At 65.0% G+C, this 24,973-nt stretch carries 22 protein-coding genes; 8 read left to right on the top strand and 14 right to left on the bottom strand.

Translation table 11 applies throughout. The annotated features are described in order from the left end of the window. Positions 1–29 precede the first annotated feature (29 nt). The 3 genes from AB870_RS10685 (at position 30) to AB870_RS10675 (ending at position 3,684) form a co-directional block, all read left to right on the top strand. Positions 30–1,325, top strand: coding sequence for a type II toxin-antitoxin system HipA family toxin (locus AB870_RS10685; RefSeq protein ID WP_047907978.1), 1,296 nt, complete (start codon positions 30–32; stop codon positions 1,323–1,325). A gap of 119 nt (positions 1,326–1,444) precedes the next feature. Beyond that, positions 1,445–2,098: a DUF2239 family protein gene (locus AB870_RS10680; protein WP_047907977.1), complete on the top strand. Its 654-nt coding sequence runs from the start codon at positions 1,445–1,447 to the stop codon at positions 2,096–2,098. Positions 2,099–2,253: 155 nt separating this feature from the next. After that, on the top strand, positions 2,254–3,684 hold the full coding sequence (locus tag AB870_RS10675; protein WP_197683858.1) for an MATE family efflux transporter: 1,431 nt from the start codon (positions 2,254–2,256) through the stop codon (positions 3,682–3,684). Here the strand turns inward: AB870_RS10675 and AB870_RS10670 are convergent. The 9 genes from AB870_RS10670 to AB870_RS10630 all read right to left on the bottom strand — a co-directional run bounded on the left by AB870_RS10670 (position 3,582) and on the right by AB870_RS10630 (position 11,393). Beyond that, on the bottom strand, positions 3,582–4,796 hold the full coding sequence (locus tag AB870_RS10670; protein WP_047907976.1) for an MFS transporter: 1,215 nt from the start codon (positions 4,794–4,796) through the stop codon (positions 3,582–3,584). The two genes, AB870_RS10675 and AB870_RS10670, sit on opposite strands and share 103 nt — an antisense overlap. Positions 4,797–5,213: 417 nt before the next feature. Beyond that, entirely contained in the window at positions 5,214–5,453 is a 240-nt protein-coding gene (locus AB870_RS10665) for a ChaB family protein (RefSeq protein ID WP_047907975.1), read from the bottom strand. A 53-nt stretch (positions 5,454–5,506) separates the two neighbouring features. Next, a complete protein-coding gene (locus tag AB870_RS10660; RefSeq protein ID WP_047907974.1) occupies positions 5,507–5,662 on the bottom strand; it encodes a DUF3309 family protein in 156 nt (51 codons plus the stop codon). A 52-nt stretch (positions 5,663–5,714) separates the two neighbouring features. Then, positions 5,715–5,963, bottom strand: coding sequence for a hypothetical protein (locus tag AB870_RS10655; protein ID WP_047907973.1), 249 nt, complete (start codon positions 5,961–5,963; stop codon positions 5,715–5,717). Positions 5,964–5,976: 13 nt separating this feature from the next. After that, the gene (locus tag AB870_RS10650) at positions 5,977–6,417 is read right to left on the bottom strand and encodes a PRC-barrel domain-containing protein (protein ID WP_047907972.1); all 441 of its coding nucleotides are present in this window, start codon (positions 6,415–6,417) and stop codon (positions 5,977–5,979) included. Between the two features lie 194 nt (positions 6,418–6,611). Continuing rightward, on the bottom strand, positions 6,612–6,974 hold the full coding sequence (locus AB870_RS10645) for a BON domain-containing protein (RefSeq protein ID WP_047907971.1): 363 nt from the start codon (positions 6,972–6,974) through the stop codon (positions 6,612–6,614). 228 nt (positions 6,975–7,202) lie between these two features. Next, positions 7,203–8,015: a BON domain-containing protein gene (locus AB870_RS10640; RefSeq protein ID WP_047907970.1), complete on the bottom strand. Its 813-nt coding sequence runs from the start codon at positions 8,013–8,015 to the stop codon at positions 7,203–7,205. A gap of 365 nt (positions 8,016–8,380) precedes the next feature. After that, positions 8,381–9,940 (bottom strand): GGDEF domain-containing protein, encoded by a 1,560-nt coding sequence (locus tag AB870_RS10635; RefSeq protein WP_053059668.1) that lies wholly within the window; start codon positions 9,938–9,940, stop codon positions 8,381–8,383. Positions 9,941–9,956: 16 nt separating this feature from the next. Beyond that, positions 9,957–11,393, bottom strand: coding sequence for a DUF2252 domain-containing protein (locus AB870_RS10630; protein WP_418303987.1), 1,437 nt, complete (start codon positions 11,391–11,393; stop codon positions 9,957–9,959). Between the two features lie 415 nt (positions 11,394–11,808). Here AB870_RS10630 and AB870_RS10625 point away from each other — a divergent pair, with 415 nt between their 5' ends. Further along, the gene (locus AB870_RS10625) at positions 11,809–13,938 is read left to right on the top strand and encodes a putative bifunctional diguanylate cyclase/phosphodiesterase (RefSeq protein WP_047907969.1); all 2,130 of its coding nucleotides are present in this window, start codon (positions 11,809–11,811) and stop codon (positions 13,936–13,938) included. A 56-nt stretch (positions 13,939–13,994) separates the two neighbouring features. Here the strand turns inward: AB870_RS10625 and AB870_RS10620 are convergent, their stop codons facing one another. The 3 genes from AB870_RS10620 to AB870_RS10610 all read right to left on the bottom strand — a co-directional run bounded on the left by AB870_RS10620 (position 13,995) and on the right by AB870_RS10610 (position 17,609). Next, positions 13,995–14,546 carry a winged helix-turn-helix transcriptional regulator gene (locus AB870_RS10620; protein ID WP_047907968.1) on the bottom strand — a complete coding sequence of 184 codons (552 nt, stop codon included), beginning with the start codon at positions 14,544–14,546 and terminating at the stop codon, positions 13,995–13,997. A gap of 235 nt (positions 14,547–14,781) precedes the next feature. Continuing rightward, on the bottom strand, positions 14,782–16,320 hold the full coding sequence (locus AB870_RS10615; protein ID WP_197683865.1) for a DHA2 family efflux MFS transporter permease subunit: 1,539 nt from the start codon (positions 16,318–16,320) through the stop codon (positions 14,782–14,784). A gap of 152 nt (positions 16,321–16,472) precedes the next feature. After that, the gene (locus AB870_RS10610) at positions 16,473–17,609 is read right to left on the bottom strand and encodes an HlyD family secretion protein (protein WP_047907967.1); all 1,137 of its coding nucleotides are present in this window, start codon (positions 17,607–17,609) and stop codon (positions 16,473–16,475) included. A 121-nt stretch (positions 17,610–17,730) separates the two neighbouring features. On the opposite strand from AB870_RS10610, the gene AB870_RS10605 reads away from it, so the two are divergent. After that, the gene (locus AB870_RS10605) at positions 17,731–19,335 is read left to right on the top strand and encodes an efflux transporter outer membrane subunit (protein WP_084663541.1); all 1,605 of its coding nucleotides are present in this window, start codon (positions 17,731–17,733) and stop codon (positions 19,333–19,335) included. 76 nt (positions 19,336–19,411) lie between these two features. Here AB870_RS10605 and AB870_RS10600 read toward each other — a convergent pair whose 3' ends face one another. Further along, positions 19,412–20,440: a DNA-binding protein gene (locus AB870_RS10600; protein WP_047907966.1), complete on the bottom strand. Its 1,029-nt coding sequence runs from the start codon at positions 20,438–20,440 to the stop codon at positions 19,412–19,414. A 183-nt stretch (positions 20,441–20,623) separates the two neighbouring features. On the opposite strand from AB870_RS10600, the gene AB870_RS10595 reads away from it, so the two are divergent. From AB870_RS10595 to AB870_RS10585, 3 genes are all read left to right on the top strand, one after another. After that, on the top strand, positions 20,624–21,700 hold the full coding sequence (locus AB870_RS10595) for a site-specific integrase (RefSeq protein ID WP_047907965.1): 1,077 nt from the start codon (positions 20,624–20,626) through the stop codon (positions 21,698–21,700). 191 nt (positions 21,701–21,891) lie between these two features. Beyond that, on the top strand, positions 21,892–23,025 hold the full coding sequence (locus AB870_RS10590) for an NAD(P)H-dependent flavin oxidoreductase (RefSeq protein WP_047909072.1): 1,134 nt from the start codon (positions 21,892–21,894) through the stop codon (positions 23,023–23,025). 12 nt (positions 23,026–23,037) lie between these two features. Beyond that, on the top strand, positions 23,038–24,156 hold the full coding sequence (locus AB870_RS10585) for an NAD(P)H-dependent flavin oxidoreductase (protein WP_047907964.1): 1,119 nt from the start codon (positions 23,038–23,040) through the stop codon (positions 24,154–24,156). A gap of 78 nt (positions 24,157–24,234) precedes the next feature. Here the strand turns inward: AB870_RS10585 and AB870_RS10580 are convergent, their stop codons facing one another. Beyond that, positions 24,235–24,957 carry an ABC transporter ATP-binding protein gene (locus tag AB870_RS10580; protein WP_047907963.1) on the bottom strand — a complete coding sequence of 241 codons (723 nt, stop codon included), beginning with the start codon at positions 24,955–24,957 and terminating at the stop codon, positions 24,235–24,237. Positions 24,958–24,973: the final 16 nt, after the last annotated feature.

The raw sequence follows: 24,973 nt of genomic DNA, 5'->3' as shown, positions 1-24,973 counted from the left end.
TCCTACGATTATCTCGACCGTCCCGAGCCATGAACATCAAATACCTGCGCGCCTATCTGCACCTGCCCGACGGCACCCGGCGCGCCATCGGCTATCTCTCGCAGTACGGCGACATCCTTCGCATGTCGTTCGACGAGGACTACATCGCCGACGCCCGGCGTCCGGTGCTTTCGCTTGCGTATCGCGGCGCCAACGAAACGGCGACACGCGAAATTCTCGCCTCGCCGCAAGACGTCCGCCTCGTGCGCACCGACGGCCGCGGGCCGGTGTACTTCGAAAACCTGCTGCCCGAAGGCCACAACCGCGAACGGCTCGCCGCCGAGCGACACTGTAGTCCCGATGACGAGTTCGAACTGCTTGCCGCCGCCGGTCACGACCTGATGGGCGCGCTCGAAGTCGAACCCGTGCCCGCGCGCGAAGGTGTGCCGGATGTCGTCCATCGCTGGCATACGGCACTGGGGCTGGAGATGGTGGAACCGGGCTTTGTCGACACGCCCGTCGAAGATGCCGCCTCGCTGCCGGGCGTGGTGACGAAATTCTCGGCGATTCGCGACGGGCGTCGCTACATCGTGAAGCGTCAGGGACGCGCAGGCTCGATCATTCTCAAGCTGCCGACGACGCGCCACCCCGATCTCGTCGAAAACGAATTCACCGGGTATCGGCTGTGCGAAGCGCTCGAACTCGATTGCGCCAAGGCCGAGATCATCTCGCGCCGTGACGCCGATTTGCCCGAGCAGGTGCCGTTCGATCACATTCTTGCCGTGCCCCGCTTCGACCGTCTGCCGGACGGGCGGCGCGTGCACATGGAGGAGTTCGCCCAGGTGCTGCAATACCCGCCACGCAGCAAGTACGGGCGTGGTCTGGACATCGACTACACGACAATGCTGCGCGTGCTCGACCAGTTGTCCGCACGGCCAGTGAGGGACGTGCGTGAATTCCTGCGGCGGCTGGTGGCTTTTATCCTGCTCGGCAACACCGATGCCCATCTCAAGAACTGGGCGCTGACCTATCCCGATGCGCAGACACCTCAACTGGCGCCGGTCTATGACCCGGTATGCGTGGCCGCATTTTTTCACGACGTGCCGCCGTCGCACTACGGCGTGAACCGCGCCATCGACAAAACGCTGCGTGCCTTCGACTGGAACGCCCTTGAAGCGCTCCTCAAGGGCGCCGGCCTGTTGCGGGTCGGACGGTTGATGACGATCGCGCGCGAAACGGTCAAAGACGCGCAGGCCGCGTGGCCCGCCTTGCTCGACGATGCACCGCGCGCCGTCCGGGACACCGTTTTCGAACGGTTGAATGGCGGCGTGGCATTGACGGCCTGAGCGCACCCCTCACGGCTCCATGCGCCCGAAAATATTATCCGGGTAATATTGCAATCCCGATAACACCCGGGTAATATTCGCCGGTATCGACATCACGTTATCGTTACCGGAGTCCCACTGTGTCCGTCCCTTCGTCACTCGGCTATACCGTCTTTCGCGACAAGCGCCGCATCGCGGCCGGCTCCCTTGCCGACGCCGCCATCGCCTTCCAACAGGCCATGCTTGCCGACCCGAGTGCGTCGGTCCTCATCTTCGACAACCTGACGGGCGACACGCGCGATGTGGACGTGCGCGGCACTGCGGCCGACATTCGGGCACGGTATCCGGAGCCCGCAGCCGTCTTGGCGGAAGGGGCCAAAGAGGCCGAAGGGGCCGAAGGGGCCGACAGGCACGATGGCCTTTCCGGCGATGCGCCCAAAGGCCGTGGGCGTCCCAAACTCGGCGTCGTCGCCCGGGAAGTGACCCTGCTGCCGCGTCATTGGGACTGGCTCGCCGAGCAGCGTGGCGGCGCATCGGTCGCGCTTCGCAAACTGATCGACGAAGCCCGCCGCAATAATGCCGAGCGCGATTTGCAGCGACGCGCTCAAGAGCGGGCGTACAGCTTTATGTCGACGATGGCCGGTGACCTGCCGCAATTCGAAGAGGCCTCCCGGGCACTCTTTGCCCACGACCTCGACGCGCTGAAGTTGCGTATCGCCGAATGGCCGGAAGACGTGCGTACCCATCTGATGCGACTCACGGCCACGGACGACCTGACCGGCACCACTCCATAAGGCGCAACGGCATCCGGGGGGAAAACCGTCCCCCTGACACCCGATTTTTCTGACTTTTCCGACGCTCCGGGCGGACCGCCGCCCCGGACCGGACTCGCTTTGCCTGTCGCTTTTGCACTCTTCCGATGCTTCGGATTTCCCTGAGAAAACACACCATGACGCAAGCTACCTTGCCACCCCCTCAGCCGCCCAGGCCGCTCTGGAGAACGTGGCTTCTGATCGCCGTGCCGATGATGCTGACCAACGCGCTCCAATCGATTGCCGGCACGGTCGACGGCATCTATCTCGGCCATTTGATCGGCACCGACGCGATTGCCGCCGTCTCCGCATTCTTCCCCGTCTTCTTCTTTCTGCTGGCAATCGTGATCGGCTTGTCGGCCGGTGCGACGGTGATGATCGGTCAGGCCTGGGGCGCCAGGGACCTACCTCGCGTACGCAACATCGCCGGCACGGCGCTCGTCATGACGTTCGGTGCGGGCGTGATCGTCAGCGTGTTGGGCGGCTGGTTCGCCACACCGCTCATGCGCGCCTTCGGCACTCCCGACCGTGTGTTCGAGGCGGCAACGCTCTACGCCCGCGGGATGCTCGTCGGCATGCCCATCGTGTTCCTGCTGTGGCTCACGACCTCGATGAGCCGGGGCACCGGGGATGCCGTCTCGCCCCTCCTCACGCTGCTCGTTGCCACACTGCTTTCGCTGGGCCTCACCCCCGCGTTCATCTTCGGTTGGGGACCGTTCCCGCCACTCGGCGTGGCGAGCGCGGTGGCTTCGACCCTGCTCGCGTTCACCGTCGCCCTGCTCTGGATGGCCTTGTACTGGCGACGCACCGGCCACCCGCTCGCCCCTGGCCGCGATCTGTGGCTCGCCCTGCGCTGGAACCGTGAACTGGCACGCGGCATTCTGCACATCGGCGTGCCGACCGCGATTCAGATGCTGACGATGGCAATTGCCGAAATGGCGCTGTTAAGCATGGTCAACCGCCACGGAGCCAACGCCACGGCGGCATACGGGGCTGTCACTCAGGTGATGAGCTGGTTGCAGCTGCCGGTCATGACGTTGGGTATCACGGCATCGATTCTGTGCGCTCACGCCATCGGTGCGGGTCGCGGCGAGCGTGTCGGCGCCATCGTGCGTACCGGCATGCTGTGTCATCTGGGGCTGACCGGCAGTCTGGTCGTCGCGATCTATCTGACGGCCCCGACGATTCTGCGCGGATTTCTAACCGATCCCGGCGTGCTGGCGCTGGCAACGCCGCTGCTCTACATCGTGGCCTGGAGTGTGATGGTGATGGGGGCGACGGCCATCATGACCGGCGCGATGCGGGCAAGCCGCCGGGTGTGGGTGCCGACGTTGCTCGGCGTGATCGGGTTACTGGGCATCGAAGTGCCCGCCGCATGGCTGTTCGAGCGGATCGCCGGACTCACCGGCATCTGGTGGGCGTACCCGCTCGCGTTCATCGCCATGCTGGCGATGCAGGGCATGGCTTACCGGGCCTTCCGGCGTGCATCGCGCCTCGCCCAGAGGAACATGAGCATGCCCGCGCACGAGAGCACGGCGCCGACCCAACCGGTCGACGTCCAGCCGTAACCCGCCGTAATGGCCGCGCCGCCGAGCCACGCACCGGCGGCGTTGGCCATATTGAACGCCGAATGGTTGAGCGCCGCCGCAAGCGTCTGTGCCTCGCCCGCCACGTCCATGAGACGAATCTGCAAGGCCGGCCCAATGATGATGATCGTGCCGATGGCCAACACGTTGACGCCGGCCAGCCACGGGTTGGCCGATGTGAACGTGAACGCGACGAGAAGCAACGCCGACCAGATCAGCGTGCCACCGATGGCGCGCATGAGCGATGCGGCAGCCACCAGACGCGGCCCGATAACCGTGCCGCCGACCATCCCCACGCCGAACAGCGCCAGATAGAACGGTACCCAGGTTTCCGGAACGCCCCCGACCCGCATGAGCGTCGGTTTGATGTAGCTGAACACAGCGAACATGCCGCCAAAGCCGATTGCGCCGATGCCGAGCGTGAGCCATACCTGCGAATTGCGCAGCGCCCCGAGTTCGCGCAGCGGACTGGCTCCCTGCGGCGCAGGGGCGTCCGGCACCCAGCGCCAGACGAGAAACGCCGTCAATGTGCCGATGGCCCCCACGAGCACGAACGCGGCACGCCAGCCGAGCCACTGTCCGAGCCCCGCGGCGAGCGGCACGCCGAAAAGCGTGGCGAGCGTCAACCCCAGCATCACCTGCCCGACCGCATGCACACGGCGATGAGGCGGCACGAGCGAAGCGCCGACGAGCGCCGCCACGCCAAAGTAAGTACCGTGCGGCAGGCCGGTCAGAAAACGCAGCGCGATCAGCGGAAGGTAGCCCGGTGCCAGGGCGCTCGCGAAGTTGCCGGCGGCAAACATCGCCATCAGGGCGATCAGAAACGCGCGGCGCGGCAGCCGCACGCCCAGCACGGCGAGCAGCGGTGCACCGATCACGACACCCAGTGCATAGGTGCTGATCGCGTGACCGGCTTGCGGAATGGTGATGTCCAGACCTTTGGCGACATCGGGCAGCAAGCCCATGATGACGAATTCTCCCGTGCCGATACCGAAGCCGCCCATGGCGAGCGCCACGAACGACAGCCAGACGGGGATGGACGATGGCGGCAGCGCTTCGGACGCCTCGGCAGTAAGAATTTGGGGGGCACTCATTGAGAATCCGGGAATCGGTCGTGACGGCTGGCACAGCGCCGGCATGGCTCGCCGCCAGCGGCGCCGACGAAAGCAGCGGAAAATCGTGGCATCGAGGCCGATACGGCACACGCGCCTCATTCAAAGACGCCGATTTTACGCCAGCGCCGCAATCGTTGCCGATTCAATGCCGCGATGCAACATCCTTGAACTCTCACAATTACGCGCAATTTGCCCAGATTCCACAAACGTTTCCTCGCACTGCAATATTCATCATGTCCTGGTGTCGACGTCACGCACACGCCCGTGCGGTAAAAAAAAACCGGCCCAGTGGGTGGGCCGGCAAGCTACGGTTGCGCTCCGGTTGCGGGAACCGGATGCAATCGTATTGGGGGTCGGCAGGCAGTGACGCGCACGTCGCTCCCCGGAACTATCAAATCAGTGATGCTTCTTTGAATGCCACTGACCGGACTTGTCATCCTTCTCATACGTATGCTTCACAGCGGTCCATGCCACTTTGTGCGCGGTTTCCTCGCGCGACTCGTGGCCGCGCCGCTCGCCCGGATCCTTGTACTCGTCCCAGGCGGAATTGAACGCCTTGAGGTAGATCTCCTGAGCGTGGGCCGGCAAATGATCTCTCACACTCGCCGGCAAATCGCGGGTCTGACGATACGGCATGATGGGTCCTCCTCTTGCAGTGCCGCTCACGGGTCACGGACGGGGGAGCACGCTCAGATGTGTCCCATGACCACAAGCAACACCACAATCAAGACGACCAGCCCGATGCCTCCGGATGGGTAGTAACCCCATTCGCGGCTGTGCGGCCACGCAGGCAACGCGCCGATCAACAACAACACAAGAACAATCAACAGGATGGTGCCAAGCATGACTTTCCTCCCTTGCCGATCCGGCGTTCAGCAGCATTTGTCCCTGCCCCCGTCACACCTGCGGACCGCGACGCGCGAGCGCGACATATTTGCCGGGTGGCCGCGTCGGCGGCTCCTCCACGGGCGGATCCAGCGGCCGGTCGGGCGGTGGCTCCGGTGTCGGTTCGTCCTCATCCGGAGGCGTCTTCGGCGGCGGCGTCCCGGGCGGCTTGCCCGGCTCGAAAGGCTCGGGCAAGTGGGCATACAGGTACGGGACCTGCGTTAGCCGGCGGATTTCGATTTGGCTCGGCATGATGAGCAAGACCTCGCCAGGCTCAGTGCCAATACGGATCGACGGTGTAATACGTATGCACCTGCTCGGCCCAATGCATGTCGGCCATACTCGGCCAGTGATCCTTGTCGAAGCCTGGCGCCTTTTTAAGCGCCTCCTTGTCGATGTCCAGAATGAAGCGTTTGTTCTCCACGTCGAGTTGCAGGGCGTGCCACGGAATCGCGAACAGCTTGTCGCCCATTCCGAGAAAGCCACCGAACGACAATACGGCGTACGCCACAGTGCCGCGCTGCACGTCGAGCATGATGTGCTTGACCTTACCGAGGCTTTCGCCTGCGGGATTCACAACGTCTTCCGCATCGAGCGAGTCGGCGGCCATCACCGACGGGCCCGGTCCGTCGGGCAACTTGTTCGACGCGCCGACGATGCGCGCGCCCGATTGTCCTGTCTGGGGCGTCTGGCCCCGGCCGGTTTGCATGGTCATGATTCCTTCCTCCTTCGCTGGTGGCATCGGGCCACGGGTCGCCGGAATCCCGCGGGACTCCGTGCAATCGCGCTACCGACATGGCGAGAGTGCGGTCTCGTGCGCGTCGTTGCACCGCCAGTCTGGCGCGGGGCGCAATCCGGCGAGGCAACGACGTGTCCTGCAAAAATCTGAATCAGGCGTTCGGCCGACGCTTACTGGCCCGAGACCTTGAGGTCGTTCTTGACGTCGACCACACCGTCCACGCCCTTGACCGTATCCTCGATGAGTGTCTTCTGTGCCGCCTGGGGGACCGAGCCCGTCAGATGCACGACGCCGCGCGTCGTCTTCACGTGAACCTTGGTCGACGGCACATCCTTTTTCGCGAGCAGTTCGGCCTTGACCTTGGCGGTCAGCGCCGAGTCGTCGATCTTGCGACCGGTATCGCTCATCACGCTGCTGGCGCTCGCGTTATCGGCGATCTTGATGATTCCGCCCTGATCGAGCGCATGCGCCGCGATACCGGTGGTGGCGAGCGCGCCCGCCATGACGATTTTGAGCAGATTGGCTTGCTTCATTGTTGACCTCCCGAAATTGGCCGTCACATCGCCGGCATTGCTGCCCTGGGGCGTCACCTCCTGCACATACAACGTGCGGCGCCCATGCGACGACCGAGTCTTAGGTGATACATCCCCTCGCCCGGAGATGCCCGGTCTTGCCTCTTGCCTTGCGGCCGGCGCCCTCGGTGCTTCATCGCATCGCCGATGCCGACATGTCTCTGGTGCCCCGCCGGTGGCAGAACAACCTCAAATCTTGTGTCCTTCCTGACTTTCGCCCGGGCGGCTCATGGCCTTCACACGGCGTTCGTGCAACTGATTGTCGATACCTCGAACGCCCGCGACCTTCGCCACTTCCGTTTGCACCACGTGCTGCATCCAGCGTTCCGGCACATACCCGGTGAGCAGTACCTCGCCGGAAGTTACGCTCACCTCGACGTGAGAAACATCGATATCGATCGCGTCGGCGAGCGTCCTTCGGATGGCGTCGTGCACCTCGGCGTCGGATGTCGACGGCGCGCCCACGGTACCTTCCGGCCATTGCACGCGCCTCGCCTGCGACGGACTCTTCACCGGCGCTTTCGCTGCGGCGGTACCTGAGGCTTCGCGCCCGGTCCCCGCGTAATCGTCGTGCGGCCCGTACGCACTTTGCCGCCCAAACCTGGGATGCGCGCCCGGCGCAGCATCCGCAGGTCCATAGCCGCTCTCCTCGCCGTGGGCGATCGCAGGCGCATAACCGTGACCGCCCGCACCATCTGTCGAGTGCTTACGTCCTTTTTCGTTGCCGACGCGCTTGGGCGCCGACGCGCCCAGCCACTTCGGATCGCGCTGCTCATGCGCATGCGCCGATTGCGCGTTACGCTCCCTGGACTGTTTCGTCTCGTGCGACAGCGCCTCGGGGGCGTTGTCCGGCGGTGCACCGCTCGTCTCGGCGTCGCCGTCTTCGTGCGTCAATGCGTGCTGCTCGGGGTCTTTCCGTTGTTCCGATTCGCGGTGCTTTTCATCGTCGGCCATCTCGCGCATCTGGCGCGGCTGCGGCGACGGAGGAATGCGTTTCGCCATGACAGACTCCTTGGCTTCGGTCCGTGCTGTTGCGACTTGCACGTGACTTGTTGAAATCGATTGTAGAGAGCCGGTCCCGTCCGGCGAATCGGCGGAATCTGAAAGACGTGTAGGCGGACGCTGTCAAGACCCGGCGCCGCCGGTGAAACCCACATTCAACGGACAAAATTTTCTAATCGATCAAAGATTTGCAGGCGTGTATTGAAGTAATGCAGGAAGGAAGAAAGCAGCACAAAGATGACAGGACGCGATGAAAAGCGAAGCGCATGCGGGGGAGCCAAGCGGGGACCAGCGCCCTTCGCGAGCCCTCCACCAGACGATTCCTACATTCGGGATGGCGAGACGGGAATCCGGCCGGACGAAATTCAGGTGGCCGTGCTGGCTGCCGACGGCACGTTGCCGTCCGGCGCGACGATGACCCGATTGCGGCCGGTAGCCTTTGCGCGATACAGCGCATCGTCGGCCGCCTTGACGAGGACATCGACCGACTCCCCGGCGGCGGGCTTGCGGCACGCCACGCCGACGCTCACCGTCACATGACCGAAATCGCTCGATGCATGGGCGAGGTTCAGACGATCGACGGCAAGCCGAATTCCTTCGGCCACCCGCTGCGCACCCATCGTGTCGGTATCGGGCAGCACGGCGATGAATTCCTCTCCGCCGTACCGCCCGGCGGCATCGGACGGCCGTTGCAGCGCCGTCCCGATGGCGCTCGCCACCGCGGCCAGGGCCGCATCGCCCGCCTGATGACCATGCGTGTCGTTGTAACGCTTGAACCAGTCGATATCGATGAATGCCACCGCCATCGGATGCCCCGCGCGACGCATGCGCCGCCATTCGCCGGCCAGAATCTTGTCGAGCGAGCGGCGGTTCGACAGACCTGTCAGGCCGTCGGTCCGGGCCAGCAGACTCAATTCCCGCTCGGCCCGCAAGCGCCGCCGCAATTGTGCGGCGAGCAACATCGACGTGGCGACGAACCCGATGTTGAGCAACAGGAACAGGCCGCCGAACTCGATTACCCGCTTGTGCCAGGGCGCCAGCGTTTCTTCGCTCGACGTCACGACGATCAGTGTGAGCGGCACGTTGCTCAGGAACCGGCGCGACATCAGGCTGTCGCGGCCAAGAAAGCGAATCGGGTAGATGCGGTGGTCGTCCCGCCCGGGCGGCAGTGCTTCGTAACGGCCAGTCTGCGCCATCGTGGCACCAATCACGGTCTCGTCGTATGGCTTGCGCATGAGAATTGCGCCGTCCTTGCCCAACAGCAGGATCACCCCGTCGCGTCCGACCTCGATGTGATCGAACAATTGCCGGAAATATTCGGTATCGACCGCGAGCGACACCACGCCGCCGAAGGAGCCGTCAGCACGCGTAATGCGCCGGCTGAGTACCATCGTCGGCGCGTTGCCCCGCAACCGGGAATGCAGGAAGCCGCTCACGAACAGCCCGGCCTGCGCGTCGTCGCGATGCACCGTGAAATAGTCGCGATCCGAAAAATTGAAGGGGCGCGGCATTTCGCTCTCGGCATCAATGACGATATTGCCCTGAGGATCGAGCACCACCAGCGACCCAATATAGCGCGACGCCCCTGCCCGCTCGAAAATAAGCTCCCGCCGCAGCGCCGGGGTGAGCGCTTCGACATCCGGGCGCGCGAGCAGTTTCACGACCGCGTCGAGCGAGGCCTCGTAGACGCGAAAGTTGAGTTCGAGGTCGCGCTCCATCACTTCGGCGATGTTGCGTTGATTGTCCGAAGCGCGCGCGAGCACCAGTAGCCGGCCCTCATAGAGCAACGCTACGGCAACCCCCATGACCAGCACGGAGATTCCCACGCCGCTCCATACGATGAGCGTCGGCGTGCGCGATACCCATCGCACCGCCGTACTCACGGCAATGGCGGCCGTCGCAATACGCGCCTTCAGCGCCTTCAATCGGTGCCTCGGCATGTCAGGCCATGAAGTCGGCAGCCATATCGGTGTCCGTGCGCGCTTCGAGGCGGCCGTCGCGGCATGCCTTGCGAAACACTTCGTAGTCGCGCTCCACCTGGTCGGCATAATCGGTCGAGTAACGGGTCAGCGCTTCGCCAAGGCGAATGCCCTTGCCCACGTACCCGACCAATTCGGCCGCGCAGCCACCGGCCTTGGCGTGCGCCCGGGCGAGCACCCAACCGCACAGGCTCGCGTACTCGCGAAATCCGTCTGCACGAAACAGTTCGAACTGCGCCGATATTTTCATATCGCGCAGTTGGCGTCCGTAGATCGCGCGACCGAACGGTCCCGAGCCCCAGCCGAGAAAGGCATCGGACGCCGCTTGCATCAAACGCTGGCCTTCCACGACGCGACGCCCGTCGTGCCTCGGCGTCACATGCTTGAAGAAGCGCGAGACAACCGACTTCGACGCTTCCTTGAACTGAAGGAAAAGCGGCTGATCGTGCGTGTCCATCATGAGCAGCACCAGACACCGCGTACCCACGCTGCCCACCCCCACCACCTTGAACGCCAGGTCCTGCTGTGTATAGCTCTCAAGCATGCGCGCCCGGTCCGGCGGCAGTGAATCGGTGTAGCTCTTGTAGACGGGTGCGAACAGCGAGCGCCAGTCGCCAAGACCTAGCCAATCGTCGTCCGGGCCGAAAAGCGTCGTCGCACCATGGACATGGAACACAGTGGGCGGGGTATCCCGAATCTGCCAGTGATCGCCGACCCGCTGGGCGAACTTCGGCAGCACATTCTCGTGCGTGCGGCCGGCGGCACGGGCAATGCCACGCTTGACCCCCTCGCGCACACGCTCGGTCCCCGCCATCTCCAGCATGCGCTCGAAGGTAATCTGCTCATGCCACAGTTCGATGGTCGGCATATGGGCGTATTCGTTCAGACGCCGCGCGTACGTATCGACCGCGGCACGCACCATCTCGACGCCCAGCGGGTCGCCGAAACCGAATTGCCGCGCCGCCAGGACCAGACTGGCACACAGTCGCTTCAGATCCCACTCCCACGGCCCCGGCGCCGTTTCGTCGAAATCGTTCAGATCGAAGATCAGCGCACGCTCGGGTGTCGCGAAACCGCCGAAATTCGCCAGATGGCAGTCGCCGCAGATCTGCATTGTGAATCCGGAGCGCGGTGTGCCCGCCAGATCGTGCGCCTGCACGATGGCGCTCCCCCGGTAAAACGCGAACGGCGACGCCAGCATGCGCCCATAACGTAGCGGAACCAGCGCCGCCACGCGCCCCTCGCTGCTCGTGCGCAGGAGTTCCACGATGTCCCGGTCGGTGTTGCCGAGGTGCGAATGGCTGCTGCGCGGCGTCTTCTCGCGCAGCCGGCGCCCGGCGACGACGCGCGCTTCGAACGGCACCGCCGGCACTTGCAACAGCCCCATGTGAATGCGCATATCACGGCTCCTGCGGGCAAGTCGACCACGAAGATTGCACTCAGTAAGAGGAATTCCTACAGAAATCAGGCAAAATCTAGGGCTGCCGTATTTTTCGCCCCCTGATCGTGTCCTTGGACCATGCCCGGTTGCGTAGCCCCGACGGGTTGCCATCCGGCACGTTGCACGACAGCGTCGTTGCGCAAGCACCGACGCATGCCGTTACCGCAAAAACGTCGCACCGGGGCGGGTACGGATGGAGTATTCACCATGGCATCGGCACTGTCGAGCGCCGACACGGATCGATACCCGTCGATACGGCGCGTCGCGGAGATTTGCCGCTGCCAAGGCGCCTGGAAATATTCCACCGCCATCCTCAACTATTGGCCCAACGTGCCGATAACCAGTTAAGCGGGACTTTTCGGTTGGTTTTCATATGTCCAGTTCGTACAGTGGTTGGCTCGTTGCGCTATCGCTTGCAGTTGCAGTGCTGGCGTCGTTTACGGCGCTCGATCTTTCAGGTCGCATCTATCTCCTGACCCACCGCGGCATGCGTCACGCGTGGCTCGCCGTGGGCGCGACCGCCATGGGCATCGGCATCTGGTCGATGCACTTCATCGGCATGCTCGCCCTCTCGCTGCCGCCATCGCTGTCGCCATCGTTGACGCCGCTGGCCGCGAAAACCATCCCGCTCGGCTACGACCCGGCCATTACAGCGGCCTCGCTCGGCATCGCCATCGCTATCTCGTGGGCGGCGCTGTGGCTCGTGGCGAGCGAACGTTTCACACGGTGGCGTCTGGCCGGCGCGGGCATTACCCTCGGCCTGGGCATCGCCGCCATGCACTACTCGGGCATGGCCGCCATGAAAATGGACCCGGCCATCCGCTACGATCCGGCGCTCTTCATTGCGTCGATCCTCATAGCGATTGCCGCCGCCACAGCCGCGCTCTGGATTGCGAGGACCCTGCGCGACGGCAGCCTGCGCTATGTCATGGCCAAGCGCGTGGGCGCCGCCTGCGTCATGGGGCTTGCCATCACGGCAATGCACTACACGGGGATGTCCGCGGCGAGCTTCGCCGCGGGCGCCGTGTGCGGGGCGGCCAATGGGGTGAGTTCGTCGTGGCTGGTCACGACCGTCAGCCTCTTCACGTTCCTGATTCTGGTCACCACCCTGCTTGTCTCGCGGCTCGACGCCCGAACCAGCTTCCTCGCCACCTCCGTGTTGCAACTCAACACCCAGATCGCGCGCATGGCGACCTACGATGCGCTGACCGATCTGCCCAATCGCCGTGCGCTGCACGACGCCGCGGCGCGCATGCTGATCAACTCGCGCCGCGATCAGCGTCGTTTCGCGGTGCTGTTCATGGATCTGGACGGTTTCAAAACGATCAACGATTCGCTCGGCCACAACGTGGGGGACGACGTGCTGCGCGCCTTTGCCAAGCGCTTGCGCAAGAACGTGAACGGTGACGACGTGGTGGCCCGCCTGGGCGGCGACGAATTCGTGGTGCTGCTCGGATCGTTGTCCTCGCCCGAAGTCGCGGGCCGCGTGGCGCAACGGCTGCTCGACGACATGCGCGACGGCCTGAAGGTCGGCAATCAGTCGTTGCACGTGATGCCGAGTATCGGTGTGGCGTTGTTCCCGGACGACGGCGACAGCATCGACCTGCTGCTCAAGCACGCCGACACCGCCATGTACGAGGCCAAGTGCGCCGGGCGCGGCATTTTCCGCTATTTCGAGCCGCGCATGAACGCCGCCGCGCAGCGCACCTGGGAGATCCAGCAGGCCTTGCACGACGCCGAGAACGAGCAGTATTTTTCGCTGCACTTCCAGCCCAAATATCGAGGCGATACCGAAGCGCTGGCCGGCGCCGAAGCGCTGCTGCGTCTGACGCACCCGACGTTCGGCGAGTTGCAGCCGGCCGACTTCATTCCGGTGGCCGAGCGCACCGGGCAGATCGTGCAGATCGGCTACTGGGTCGTTCGCGAGACCTGCCGTCACATCAAGGAATGGGATGCGGCAGGACTGCCGCCGGTGAAGGTCGCGATCAACCTGTCGCCTCGCCAGATGGCGCAGTCGCTGCTCGTCGAGAATATTGTGGAGATCGTTCGAAACGCCGGAATCGCCTGTTCGCGCCTGATGTTCGAAATTACCGAGACGGTGGCGATGTCCGACGCGCAGCACACCGTCGACGTCATCCGCGCATTTCAGGACCATGGCTTCGAGGTCGCCATCGACGACTTCGGCACCGGTTATTCGAGTCTGGCTTACCTGCAGCGCTTTCGCGTGAAGCAGCTGAAGATGGATCGCTTCTTCACGAACGGTCTGGATACCTGCGGGCGCGAAGGCAGCGCCGTGGTCTCGGCCATCATCGCACTGGCGCACTCGCTCGACATGGACGTTGTGGCCGAAGGTGTCGAAACGGCGTCGCAACGCGAAGCGCTCAGAACCCTCGATTGCGACGAGTTACAAGGCTTCCTGCTCGGCAAACCGCTCACGAGCGACGCATTCGCCCGGCTGCTCGCTTCGCTGCCCGGCATACCCGGCGCACCGGCAATGGCCTAATCCATCGCCCGCGGCAGCTTTCCGAAAAGCCAGTGCAGTCAACGGTCTGGCGGCGTTTATTCAGAAACGTCTTCCACTTTTTCGGCGCTCGCCTCAGCGGGACCCGCCGACTGCCCGGAGGCGAACTCCGCCGCACGCGCCAGTCGCGCCCGCATGCTCTCGCTTGCCATGGGCCCCGCGCCCGGCACGTGACGCGTCGGGTCAAGACGTACGCCCGTCACCGCGTCGACGACCACCGGCTCGACGACTTGTCCCGTCTCGCGATCGATCAGTTGGGCCGCAATGCCCTCCGGCGCGAAATGCCGGTTGCCCCACGCCAGCAACGCCCACAGCACCGGCCGGAAGTCTCGTCCCGCATCGGTGAGCACATATTCAAAGCGTGGCGGGCGGTCGCAGTACTGACGCCGCGCGAGCAAGCCTTCTTCCACCAGCGCGCTCAGTCGTCGGGTCAGCATGTTCGGCGCAATATCGAGACGGCGCTGAAAATCGTCGAAGCGTGTCGTGCCATAGCTGGCCTCACGCAAGATCAGAATGCTCCACCATTCGCCCACGCGCTCAAGGCTGCGGGCGATGGGGCATTGCATATCACGGAATGTCTTTCGATGCATACGGATTCCTCGCGTTCGGTGGGCGCCGGAGCGCCGGGGCCCTGGCTATTACCATGCAAGTGAGAATAAGGGCGAAGACATCGGCGAGCAAGCCGGCCGGAGCTGTCGCGCATTGCGGTGATCGGCCGGCATCCCGGTTTCGCAGTGCACGGCAATCTTGAAACCATTATAAATCATCGACTTGACCGACAAATATGAAGCAACTTCTTTAAAGTGAATTCTGCTGCCAACGCCGTCAATGGGCGTCCGCACTGGGCGCTTTCGGCGGTGCAACCTTTTGCATCAACGGCACCATGAGCGTGACGAAGAGGAAGATCACGCCCAGTCCCGCAAAGATGTCGCCGAACGTGATCGTCTGCGCTTCTCGCAGCGTCAACAGCCACAGCTGGCGTACTGCCGCCGTCTGCGCGTCCACGGCGTCGAGCCCCGCGGCGCTCATGCGCACCCCAACGCCTGCCAGCCATTGGCCGACCGCCGGATTCCCGGCGCCCATCGTCTCCGCGAGCCGGAAAAAATGCAGGTTCGTGCGGTCGTTGAGGACGGTCGTGCAGACCGCGATGCCGATCGCACCGCCCAGATTTCGCATCAGGTTGAACAGCCCGGACGCCAGACGCAATCGCGCCGGCGCAAGACTGCCCAACGTCAGCGTGACGATGGGCGCCACCGCAAACTGTTGTGCCGCGCCGCGCAATGCTTGCGGCAGCAATAGTTGCGCCGTGCCCCAGTCGTGAGTGATCGGTGCGAATTGCCACATCGACAGCCCGAATCCGCCAATTCCCGCCATCATCAATATCCGCAAATCGACGCGATTCGCGAGCATCGTGTAAAGGGGGATCGACAGCAACTGGAAGATGCCCGTCGAGAACACGGCCATGCCGATCTCGAACGCGGAGAAACCGCGCACCCGCCCGAGAAATAACGGTGTGAGGTAGATCGTGGCGAAAATGCCGATCCCGGTGGCGAAGGAAAAGAAGCACCCGAGCGCAAAATTGCGCTGCCTGAGCGCGCGTAAATCCACGATCGGCTGCGCGTACACCAAACTGCGCCAGACGAACGCCACGCCGCACAGCGCCGCGAGCCAGGCCGTCGTGCGAATCGTGGCGTCGCCGAACCAGTCCCAGCGCGGCCCCTCTTCCAGCGTGTATTCGAGACAGCCAAGGCTTATCGCCATGAGCGCCATGCCGAGATAGTCCGCACCGCGCAGCAACGAAACGTCCGGACGGTCGATGCGCACCAGCAGCGGCACCGTCACCGTCACGAAGATACCCGGCACGATGTTGATGAAAAACAGCCAGTGCCACGAGTAGTTGTCGGTAATCCAGCCGCCGATGGTCGGACCGAGCGTCGGCGCCAGCGACGACAGCCCGCCGATCACGGCGGCCGCCACTACCCGTTGAGGCCCGCTGAAAAAGGCGAACGCCGTCGTGAATACCAGCGGAATCATCGATCCGCCCAGAAATCCCTGTAACGCACGGAACGCGATCATGCTCTGGATGTTCCATGCCGCGCCGCACAACAGGCTCGCCACGGTGAACCCGGCGGCCGACACCGCGAAGATCCAGCGCGTCGACATCACGCGCGAGAGCCAGCCCGACAGCGGAATGACGATGATTTCGGCGATCAGGTAACTCGTCTGCACCCAGGCCGTCTCGTCTGCCCCCGCAGAGAGTCCGCCGCCGATGTCGCGCAGCGACGCCGAAACGATCTGGATATCGAGCAGCGCGATGAACATTCCCACGACCATCGTACCGAACGCGATGATCCTGGCCGGCATGGACATCGATTGCGCAGAGAACCCGCCGCCCGCGGGCGGCGGCATCGTTTTGGGCGGTTCGTCGTTGGCGGAGTGAGTCCCGCCCGGCTGGCCGGGAGCATCGTTGGTCCCGCCAACGGGCACCGGCAGCGCCGCCCCGGCATGTGCGGCGCTCATCTTGCCGCCACCTTGTCACCGTTGCCGCCGATCTCCCCATTGCGTTCGCGCGAGTCCACTTCGGCCGTCACCGACAACCCCGGACGCAGCGTCCCCAGACGGCCGTCGTCGTCGTCGAGCTGTACGCGCACCGGCACGCGCTGAACGATTTTGGTGAAATTGCCCGTCGCATTTTCGGGTGGCAGCACACTGAACTGGGCGCCGGTGGCCGGCGCCAGACTCGCGACACGGCCGTGGAACACACGCCCGGGTAACACGTCGGCCTCGATTCTTACCGGCATTCCCGGGCGCAGATGCGCGACCTGCCCTTCCTTGAAATTCGCATCGACCCACAAGCCATGCGCGGGAACGATCGCCAGCAGTTGCGTTCCCGCCGGTGCGTACGCCCCGGCGCGCGCTCGACGATTGCCCACCGTGCCATCCACCGGCGCACGCAGCACGGTGTATTCGACGTTGAGTTTGGCGATGTCGCGCTCAGCCACCGCCTGTGCCCACGCCGCTTGCGCTTGCTGCTTTTGCGTCGCGATGACGTCCAACTGCCGCTCGGCCGCCACCGCTCCCGCCTCGGCCCGCTCGCGATTCGCCACTAGCTGTTTGTAGTCGGCATCCGCCTTCTGCGCACTTTGTACCGACACCGCCGATTTGGCGACCAGGTCCTGATAACGCACCTGATCGTCATGCGCACGGCGGACATCCGCCGTGGCGGCGACCACGCTTGCGCGCGCCTGCGCGATCACGGCGGCCTGCAATCTGGCTGTCGCGTCGAGATTGGCCAGCAACGCTTGCTGCGCCGCGACCGCGCCCTCCGCCTTCGCGAGCGCCGCCCGGTAATCGCGATCGTCCAGCCGCACGAGCACGTCGCCGGCCCGCACCGTCTGGTTGTCCGTCACGAGCACCTGCGCGACGTATCCGGACACTTTGGGGCCGAGCACCGTCACGTCGCCGCCCACGTAGGCGTCGTCCGTCGTCTCCAGATAACGCGCCGTCGTCCACCAGTACGCTCCATAACCAAGCGCCGCAATCGCAGCGACGACGAACGCGCCGCGCACCGCAAAGCGGCGTGCGAACGCGGGGTTGCGAGGCGGGCCGCCCGGCTGGCTGGCGTGGTGGACGGGAGTGCTCGGGGAAGTCATGGGTCGATCCTTCTTCGCTCTGGGAGGGAAATAACAGGGGGCACGCAACCGATGGTTGCTTTCATGATGGAAGTGAGTATAGAGTTGCAACTATCATCCTGCAAGTAACTCATTAAACCCCATGAATACCGCCTCGTTGCCCCCGTCACCCCCGTCACCCCCGTCACCCCCGTCACCCCCGTCGCTCTCGTCGATCGCGCCGTCATCCGGTCGCACGACCCTCCCCATCCTGCGCCATGTCTGGCTGGCGCTGTCCGTCGGCGCCCTCTCGGCGTGTGCTGTCGGGCCCGAATACGTTGCCCCCGCGTCGGATCTGCCCACACACTTCGCAGGCAGCGCGTCGTTATCGCGGCACGACGCCGACCACGAGACGCCCGGCGACACCACCACGCTGGATACGTGGTGGACAAGCTTTCACGACCCCGTGCTGACGGGCATCGTCGAACAGGCACTGGCACAGAATCTGGATGTGCAGGCCGCAATGGCCCGGGTGGCACAGGCACGGGCGCGGGCGCAAGCCGCCGGCGCGCAACGGCTGCCGTCGTTGTCGCTCGACGCCAACGTCACGCGTGAACATCAGTCGCTGGACGGCCCATTGGGTGTCGTGGCGCGCAATATCCCCGGCTACAACCGCAACATGACGATCTACGACATCGGTGCGGGGGCGAGTTGGGAACTGGACCTTTTCGGCGGGCTGCAACGCACGGCGCAAGCGGCCAGCGCGCTCGAACAGGCGGCGCAGGCGCAGCGCGACGGCGTTCGCGTGAGTATCGTGGCCGAGGCGGCCGATGCGTATTTCCGGGTGCGGGCCGCGCAACGGCGCCTGATCATTGCGCAGGATCAGATCGACACGGATACGCGGCTGATGGAAATCGTGCGCCTACGCCTGAACGACGGCCTGGCCACGGCGCGCGAGCTGGCGCAATCCGAAGCGTTGCTGGCCCAGGCGCGTACGACTCTGCCGCCGTTGCGCATCGAACGGGAGACGCAACTCAACCGGCTCGATGTGCTGATGGGCGCTGCGCCGGGCACTTACGCGCGTCGCATGCGCGTGGCCGCACAGGACGACGCTCTGAACGCCCGGCCGCTGACGATTCCCGCCATCGGCGATGCGAGCGCCCCCGCCGATTTGCTGCGACGCCGTCCGGACGTCATTGCCGCGGAGCGCAAGCTCGCCGCGTCGAACGAACGCATCGGCGCATCGCTTGCCGAGTACTATCCGAAGTTGTCGCTCTCGGGCGTGCTCGGCTTCGATACGCTTGCCGGTGGGCGCGTGCCGAGTGCGGCCACATTCCAGCCGCTCGCCGCGTTGGGTCTGCGCTGGCGTCTGTTCGATTTCGGACGCATCGATGCCGAGGTTGCACAAGCCCGGGGCGCCAACGCGCAGGCGCTCGCCGAGTACCGGCTGTCGATTCTGCACGCAACGGAAGATGTGGAGAACGCCATCGTGACGCTCGTCGAGCTGGAGCAACAGCGCAAGGATCTCGCAAGCGCTGTCGACGCCCAGACACGGGCACGCGACAGCGCGCAGGAGGCCTACACCGGCGGCACCGTCAGTTTGTACGAAGTTCTCGACGCCGACCGTCAATTGCTGACGGTGCGTGACGCCGACGCCCGCGCTCAGGCCGACAATGCCCGGGCCGCTGTCGCGACGTTCCGCGCGCTGGGTGGTGGATGGGCCTCGGGCATGCGGTCGATGGCCCAAACGCAACCGTTGCGCAAGTGAGGGCCGGATGCCTGACGGCAGGACTTGCGATGCCGCCCATGCGTAGTCCGAACATCGCACGAGCATGGAGAGGCCCTTACGCCCGGCGCGATCGCCTTAACGCCGACGCCGACGGCGTGACCGCCCCGCTAACCCGCCGCTTTGCCCCCGGCGCCAGGCCCCGTCCGGTAGCCGCCGCCAATGCCGGCGGCGCCGCCAGCATCGACTGATAGGTTGCCGCCAACGCTTCTTGCGTACGGACCTGTTCGCGCAGCCGCGCGATGACGGCATCCTGCAATGCCTTGGCCGAGCGCAGTTCGTGCTGCGCTTCGGTCAGTGTCGCGATGGCCGTCTCCGCCTCCTGCACCTGCCGCTGCGTCTGTTTGCGCTCCTGCTGCAACGCCTTGATCGATTCGCGCGCGGTGTCGAGTTCCAGCATCAGACGCCGCTCGTTGGCGTCGGCGCGCTCGACGAGCCGAGCCCGCTCGGCGTCCCAACTCGCGCGATGTGACGCATGCTCGTCCTGCAACGCCTGCGCGGCATCGCGCGCCGCGAAAAGCGCCTGACGCGACGCGACGGCATCGGCTTGTGCGTCGATCAGCAACGCTTCTGCGCGTCGCGCCTGCGCCTGGGCTTCGTCTCTCGCCTGGCGCGCATCCGACGCTGCCGTCTCTGCCGCGGTGACCCGCTCGTTAAGCACGGCACGCGCCTGCTCCAACGCCTCGCGATCTGCCGCCAACTCGGACGCACGCGCGTCGAGCACCGCCCGTTTCGCCGCTGCTTCTTCCGCAAGCGCGGCGCGCCCTTCTTCCAGCGCCAGCGTCCACAAGTTCATCGCCGCATGCGCTACCGGCACCGGCATGTCGACACCCTCGGGCACACCGGCAATGCCATCGCCCACGCCCTTCAAACGGGCGCCCAGACCCGCGAACCATGCATCCAGATAAGGACTGACGGTGTTGGGCGAGCCCCGGCCCAATTGCTGGCGAATGCGCTCGATGGTCGGACGTTGCCCGGCCATCAGCAGCGTGTCCGCCGCCGTCCAGACGTCATGCTCGGAAATGCCCCGGCCGCCCTGGCGTGGCGACGGCGCAGGCGCGGCAGATTTCGGGGTTTGAGACGTCATCGCGAAGCACTCCTTCAAGTGGGCGGCATTGCCAAATAACCCACGATAACGGAAGATTATCGAGAGTTATTTGTATCGTGCGTCCTATTTTTTACATTTTACATATGAAATCATATGTTTCATAGAAAAATCACGCCTGGCGGCGGACCTTCGCGTAAATCGGATACCGATGCCGCCGCCGAAATGTCGTCTCGCGCCGATCTGCCGGTTCTGCTGAATCCGGCCACGCTCGACGCGCAGGCGCGCGAGGCGGTACAAGCCCTCGCCCGCGAAGGAGATTCGGCCAATACGCGTCAAAGCTACCGGTCCGCCATGCGTTACTGGATGGGCTGGTACCGTCTGCGTTATGGCGAAGCGCTGGTCGTACCCGTGCCACCCGCGGTGATCGTGCAGTTCGTCGTCGATCACGCACAGCGCCGGGGTAAGCACGGCCTGAGGACGCAGATGCCCGATACGCTTGACGCCGCGCTCGTCGCCCAAGGCCTGAAAACTCGCCTCGGGCCGCCCGCATTGGCAACCCTGCTCCATCGGATCAGCGTCATCGCCAAACTGCATACGTCGCGCGACCTCCCCAATCCGTGCGCGGACCCTGCCGTTCGCGAATTGCTTGCCAGGACGCGTCGCGCCTACGCGAAGCGTGGCGTTGGCCCGGCGAAGAAAGATGCCCTCACGCGCGAGCGGCTGCGCGCGCTGCTGGCCACCTGCGACGACTCGCTACGCGGCAAACGCGACCGGGCGCTGCTGCTGTTCGCATGGGCGAGCGGCGGCCGCCGGCGCTCCGAAGTCGTGCGGGCGACCTGCGAGAATGTCCGGCGCAATGGCCCGGCCGATTACATCTATACGCTCGCGTGGTCGAAAACGAACCAGCAGGGTGCGGATCTACCCGGGAACCAGAAGCCGGTCACGGGCGCCGCCGCAGCCGCGCTGACCGACTGGCTGGCCGCCTCCGGTATCGAGACAGGGCCGATCTTTCGTCGTGTCAGGCGAGGCGGACACGTCGGTGAAGCGCTGTCGGAGGCGTCGGTGCGCGACATCGTGCGCGAGCGATGCGCGTTGGCCGGTCTGGAAGGCAACTTCTCCGCGCATTCACTGCGCGCAGGCTTCGTCACCGAAGCAGCCCTCCAGCAAGTTCCACTTGCCGAGACCATGACGATGACGGGTCATACCAGTGTGGCCACGGTCATCGGGTACTTCCGTCGCGCCGACATGCAGCGCTCGCGCGCCGCCGATCTGATGGGCCCGGAGGACTCGTCGACATAAACGATGCGGCCAGGCGCAATACAAGAATCCGGCAAACCTGACGTAATACCCCTGACACTTTCGCGGGCGGATGGCATAAAGATGCATTTAAGTGGTATCTTTTGTCGCGCCGGGCGTATGCCATAGTGGACATACTGCCTGCTGTGACTGCCGCTGTTCCCCCCATTGAACACTCTTAGGTGCAGATCGTCATGCCTAGCTCCAACGCCGCCCAATCCCGCAACCGCGCGCTGATCGAACGACTGGGATTGCAAACTCCCATCATTCAGGCCCCGATGGCCGGTACGTCCACACCGGCGCTTGCCGCTGCCGTCTCCAACGCAGGCGGGCTCGGCTCGATCGGCGTGGCGGCGGTCAATGCAGACGCCGCGCGCAAGGCGATTCACGACACGCGCGCCCTCACGCGCAAACCGTTCAACGCGAACGTTTTTTGCCACGCGCCCGCCAGACTCGATGCATCGCGCGACGCCGCATGGCTTGCCTATCTGGCCCCCGAATTCGCCCGCTTCGATGCCACACCGCCCGCGACCCTCAGCGAGATCTACACGAGCTTCGTCGCCGACGACGCGATGTACGCAATGCTGCTCGAAGAACGTCCGGCCGTCGTAAGCTTCCATTTCGGATTGCCGTCGCAGGAAAAGATCGATGCACTGCACGCCGCGGGCATCACGTTGTTTGCCACGGCCACGAATCTCGCCGAAGCGAAGGCCGTGCAAGCCGCGGGGGTCGATGCCATCGTGGCGCAAGGTTACGAGGCTGGCGGCCATCGCGGACGCTTCGAAGATCTCGGCGACCGTGTGCCCACGGAGGACGAGCAACTCGGCACGCTCGCGCTCGTGCGTCTGATCGTCACGCACACCTCGGTGCCGGTGATTGCCGCCGGTGGCATCATGGACGGCGCGGGCATTGCCGCCGCACTCGCGCTCGGCGCCCAGGCCGCACAACTCGGTACCGCATTCGTCGCTTGTCCGGAGTCGTCGGCGGATGCTGCGTATCGCGAGCGCCTTACTGGCCCGAACCCACCGCGCACCGCGCTGATCCGCGCCATCTCGGGTCGCCCCGCACGCGGTTTCGTCAACCGGCTCTACGCGCTTGAACAGGCCGCCGGGCGCCCCGACCTGCCCGCCTATCCCGTCACTTACGACGCGGGCAAGGCCATCAACGCCGCCGCCAAGGCCAAGGGCAACAGCGACTACGCCGCGCAATGGGCCGGGCAGGCCGCACCGCTCGCACGCGCAATGCCGGCGGCGGAACTCGTCGGCGTGCTGCGTGCGGAATTGCACGAGACGCTCGACGCCTTGCGCGATCTGGCAATCGCTTTCTGAACGGGGTCTTTCATGAGCGCCACGCCGCCTCGGCCGTCCCGCATTACCCAACGTCTCGGCATGTCGACGCCGATCATTCAGGCTCCCATGGCCGTGGCGTCGACACCGGCGCTTGCGGCGGCGGTATCCAACGCCGGCGGGCTCGGCTCGCTGGCTGTCGGCAACATGGACGCCACCGCCGCACGCGAGGTCATCCGGCAGGCGCGCAGGCTGACCGGGCGGCCTTTTAACGTCAACGTCTTCGCGCATGCCCCCGCCCGAGCCGATGCCGCGCGTGAAGCCGCGTGGCTCGACTACCTTGCGCCGACGTTCGCCCGTTACGGCGCAACACCGCCCGCCGCGCTGCGGGAAATCTATCTGAGCTTCGTCGAAGACGAGGCCATGTACGAGATGTTTCTGGAGGAGCGCCCGGCCGTCGTAAGCTTCCATTTCGGGTTGCCGCGACAAGCATGGATCGACGCGCTCAAGGCGGCGGGCATCGTTCTTTTCGCCTCCGCCACGAACGAAGCCGAAGCCAGCGCCATCGAAGCCGCAGGCATCGACGCCATCGTTGCGCAGGGCTGGGAAGCCGGGGGCCATCGCGGACGCTTCAACGACGAAGGCGACCGTCAACCCAGCGAAGACGAACAACTCGGCACCTTTGCGCTGGTCCGGCGACTGGTCGCGCGCACCTCGCTGCCGGTCATCGCAACGGGCGGCATCATGGACGGCGCAGGCGTGGCCGCCGTGCTCGCGCTGGGTGCACAGGCTGCGCAAATGGGAACCGCATTCATCGCGTGCCCCGAGTCCGCCGCCGACACCGCCTATCGCGAAACGCTGACGAGCGGCCAGACACCGCGCACGGCACTGATTCGTGCGATCTCCGGGCGTCCGGCGCGCGGACTGGCGAATCGCTTCTGGGCGTTGGAGCAAGCGCCCGGCCGCCCCGCCATCCCCGACTATCCGATCACGTACGATGCCGGCAAGCTGCTCAATGCCGCCGCGAAGGCGCACAAGGAGAGCGGCTATGCGGCGCAATGGGCCGGTCAGGCGGCACCGCTCGCGCGCGCCCTTCCCGCCGCGACGCTCGTCGAAGTCCTCACCCGGGAAACGCGCGATGCCATCGCAAGCGCCATCGATGCAGGGCGGTAGTCTCCGCCTTGCCAGTCACAAAGGGCAGCCGACCGGCTGCCCTTTGCGTGCGGCTCGACGCAAACGTCAGGCCGGAGCTCAGTGACCGCCGCCCAGATAGGCGGCGCGCACCTTGTCGTCGTTGCGCAGACTCTGCGCCGGACCATGCACGGAAATGCTGCCGTTCTCCAGCACGTAGCCATAATCGGCCACGGCCAGCGCAGCGGCCGCGAATTGCTCCACGAGCAGCATCGTCACGCCTTCGGCCTTCAGATTGCCGATGATGCGAAAGACCTCGTCGACCAGAATCGGCGCCAGCCCCATCGACGGTTCGTCGAGCAACACGATGTCAGGGCGCAGCATGACCGCGCGGGCCATCGCCAGCATTTGCTGCTCGCCGCCCGAGAGCGTGCCCGCCAACTGGTTGCGCCGTTCCTTCAGACGCGGGAACAAGTCCATCGCGCGCTCCAGATCGGCCGCCACGTCGCCACGCGGACGGCTGCCCGTCAGACGTGCAAACGCACCGAGGCGCAGGTTGTCCGTCACCGACATCGTGGCGAACACCCGGCGGCCTTCCGGCGAATGCGCCAATCCCAGCTTCGCGATGCGATGCGAGTCGAGTCCGTCGATACGCTTCTCGCCGAGCGTGATTTCACCCGACGACGGTTTGATCATGCCGGACACGGCACGCATGGTAGTCGTCTTGCCTGCACCGTTCGACCCGATGAGCGTTACGACCTGACCGCCCGGCACATCGATATCGATGCCGTGCAACACCTGCACCTTGCCGTAACCGGCTCGCAGATTACGAATGGAAAGCATAGCGGTTCCTGTGTCT

Origin of the sequence: Pandoraea faecigallinarum (genome assembly GCF_001029105.3) — a bacterium.
Taxonomy (GTDB): domain Bacteria; phylum Pseudomonadota; class Gammaproteobacteria; order Burkholderiales; family Burkholderiaceae; genus Pandoraea; species Pandoraea faecigallinarum.
Note: the sequence above shows the minus strand (reverse complement) of the source record. Positions and strands in the feature narration are given on the sequence as shown.

What these genes read in the sequence shown, in the direction of transcription:
- AB870_RS10670 (WP_047907976.1), bottom strand. Translation starts at nt 4,796, where the DNA reads ATGAGTGCCCCCCAAATTCTTACTGCCGAGGCGTCCGAAGCGCTGCCG.
- AB870_RS10640 (WP_047907970.1), bottom strand. Translation starts at nt 8,015, where the DNA reads ATGGCGAAACGCATTCCTCCGTCGCCGCAGCCGCGCCAGATGCGCGAG.
- AB870_RS10600 (WP_047907966.1), bottom strand. Translation starts at nt 20,440, where the DNA reads ATGACGTCTCAAACCCCGAAATCTGCCGCGCCTGCGCCGTCGCCACGC.
- AB870_RS10675 (WP_197683858.1), top strand. Translation starts at nt 2,254, where the DNA reads ATGACGCAAGCTACCTTGCCACCCCCTCAGCCGCCCAGGCCGCTCTGG.
- AB870_RS10685 (WP_047907978.1), top strand. Translation starts at nt 30, where the DNA reads ATGAACATCAAATACCTGCGCGCCTATCTGCACCTGCCCGACGGCACC.
- AB870_RS10605 (WP_084663541.1), top strand. Translation starts at nt 17,731, where the DNA reads ATGAATACCGCCTCGTTGCCCCCGTCACCCCCGTCACCCCCGTCACCC.
- AB870_RS10595 (WP_047907965.1), top strand. Translation starts at nt 20,624, where the DNA reads ATGTCGTCTCGCGCCGATCTGCCGGTTCTGCTGAATCCGGCCACGCTC.
- AB870_RS10650 (WP_047907972.1), bottom strand. Translation starts at nt 6,417, where the DNA reads ATGACCATGCAAACCGGCCGGGGCCAGACGCCCCAGACAGGACAATCG.
- AB870_RS10630 (WP_418303987.1), bottom strand. Translation starts at nt 11,393, where the DNA reads ATGCGCATTCACATGGGGCTGTTGCAAGTGCCGGCGGTGCCGTTCGAA.
- AB870_RS10645 (WP_047907971.1), bottom strand. Translation starts at nt 6,974, where the DNA reads ATGAAGCAAGCCAATCTGCTCAAAATCGTCATGGCGGGCGCGCTCGCC.
- AB870_RS10625 (WP_047907969.1), top strand. Translation starts at nt 11,809, where the DNA reads ATGTCCAGTTCGTACAGTGGTTGGCTCGTTGCGCTATCGCTTGCAGTT.
- AB870_RS10585 (WP_047907964.1), top strand. Translation starts at nt 23,038, where the DNA reads ATGAGCGCCACGCCGCCTCGGCCGTCCCGCATTACCCAACGTCTCGGC.
- AB870_RS10620 (WP_047907968.1), bottom strand. Translation starts at nt 14,546, where the DNA reads ATGCATCGAAAGACATTCCGTGATATGCAATGCCCCATCGCCCGCAGC.
- AB870_RS10615 (WP_197683865.1), bottom strand. Translation starts at nt 16,320, where the DNA reads ATGCCGGCCAGGATCATCGCGTTCGGTACGATGGTCGTGGGAATGTTC.
- AB870_RS10590 (WP_047909072.1), top strand. Translation starts at nt 21,892, where the DNA reads ATGCCTAGCTCCAACGCCGCCCAATCCCGCAACCGCGCGCTGATCGAA.
- AB870_RS10660 (WP_047907974.1), bottom strand. Translation starts at nt 5,662, where the DNA reads ATGCTTGGCACCATCCTGTTGATTGTTCTTGTGTTGTTGTTGATCGGC.
- AB870_RS10580 (WP_047907963.1), bottom strand. Translation starts at nt 24,957, where the DNA reads ATGCTTTCCATTCGTAATCTGCGAGCCGGTTACGGCAAGGTGCAGGTG.
- AB870_RS10665 (WP_047907975.1), bottom strand. Translation starts at nt 5,453, where the DNA reads ATGCCGTATCGTCAGACCCGCGATTTGCCGGCGAGTGTGAGAGATCAT.
- AB870_RS10610 (WP_047907967.1), bottom strand. Translation starts at nt 17,609, where the DNA reads ATGACTTCCCCGAGCACTCCCGTCCACCACGCCAGCCAGCCGGGCGGC.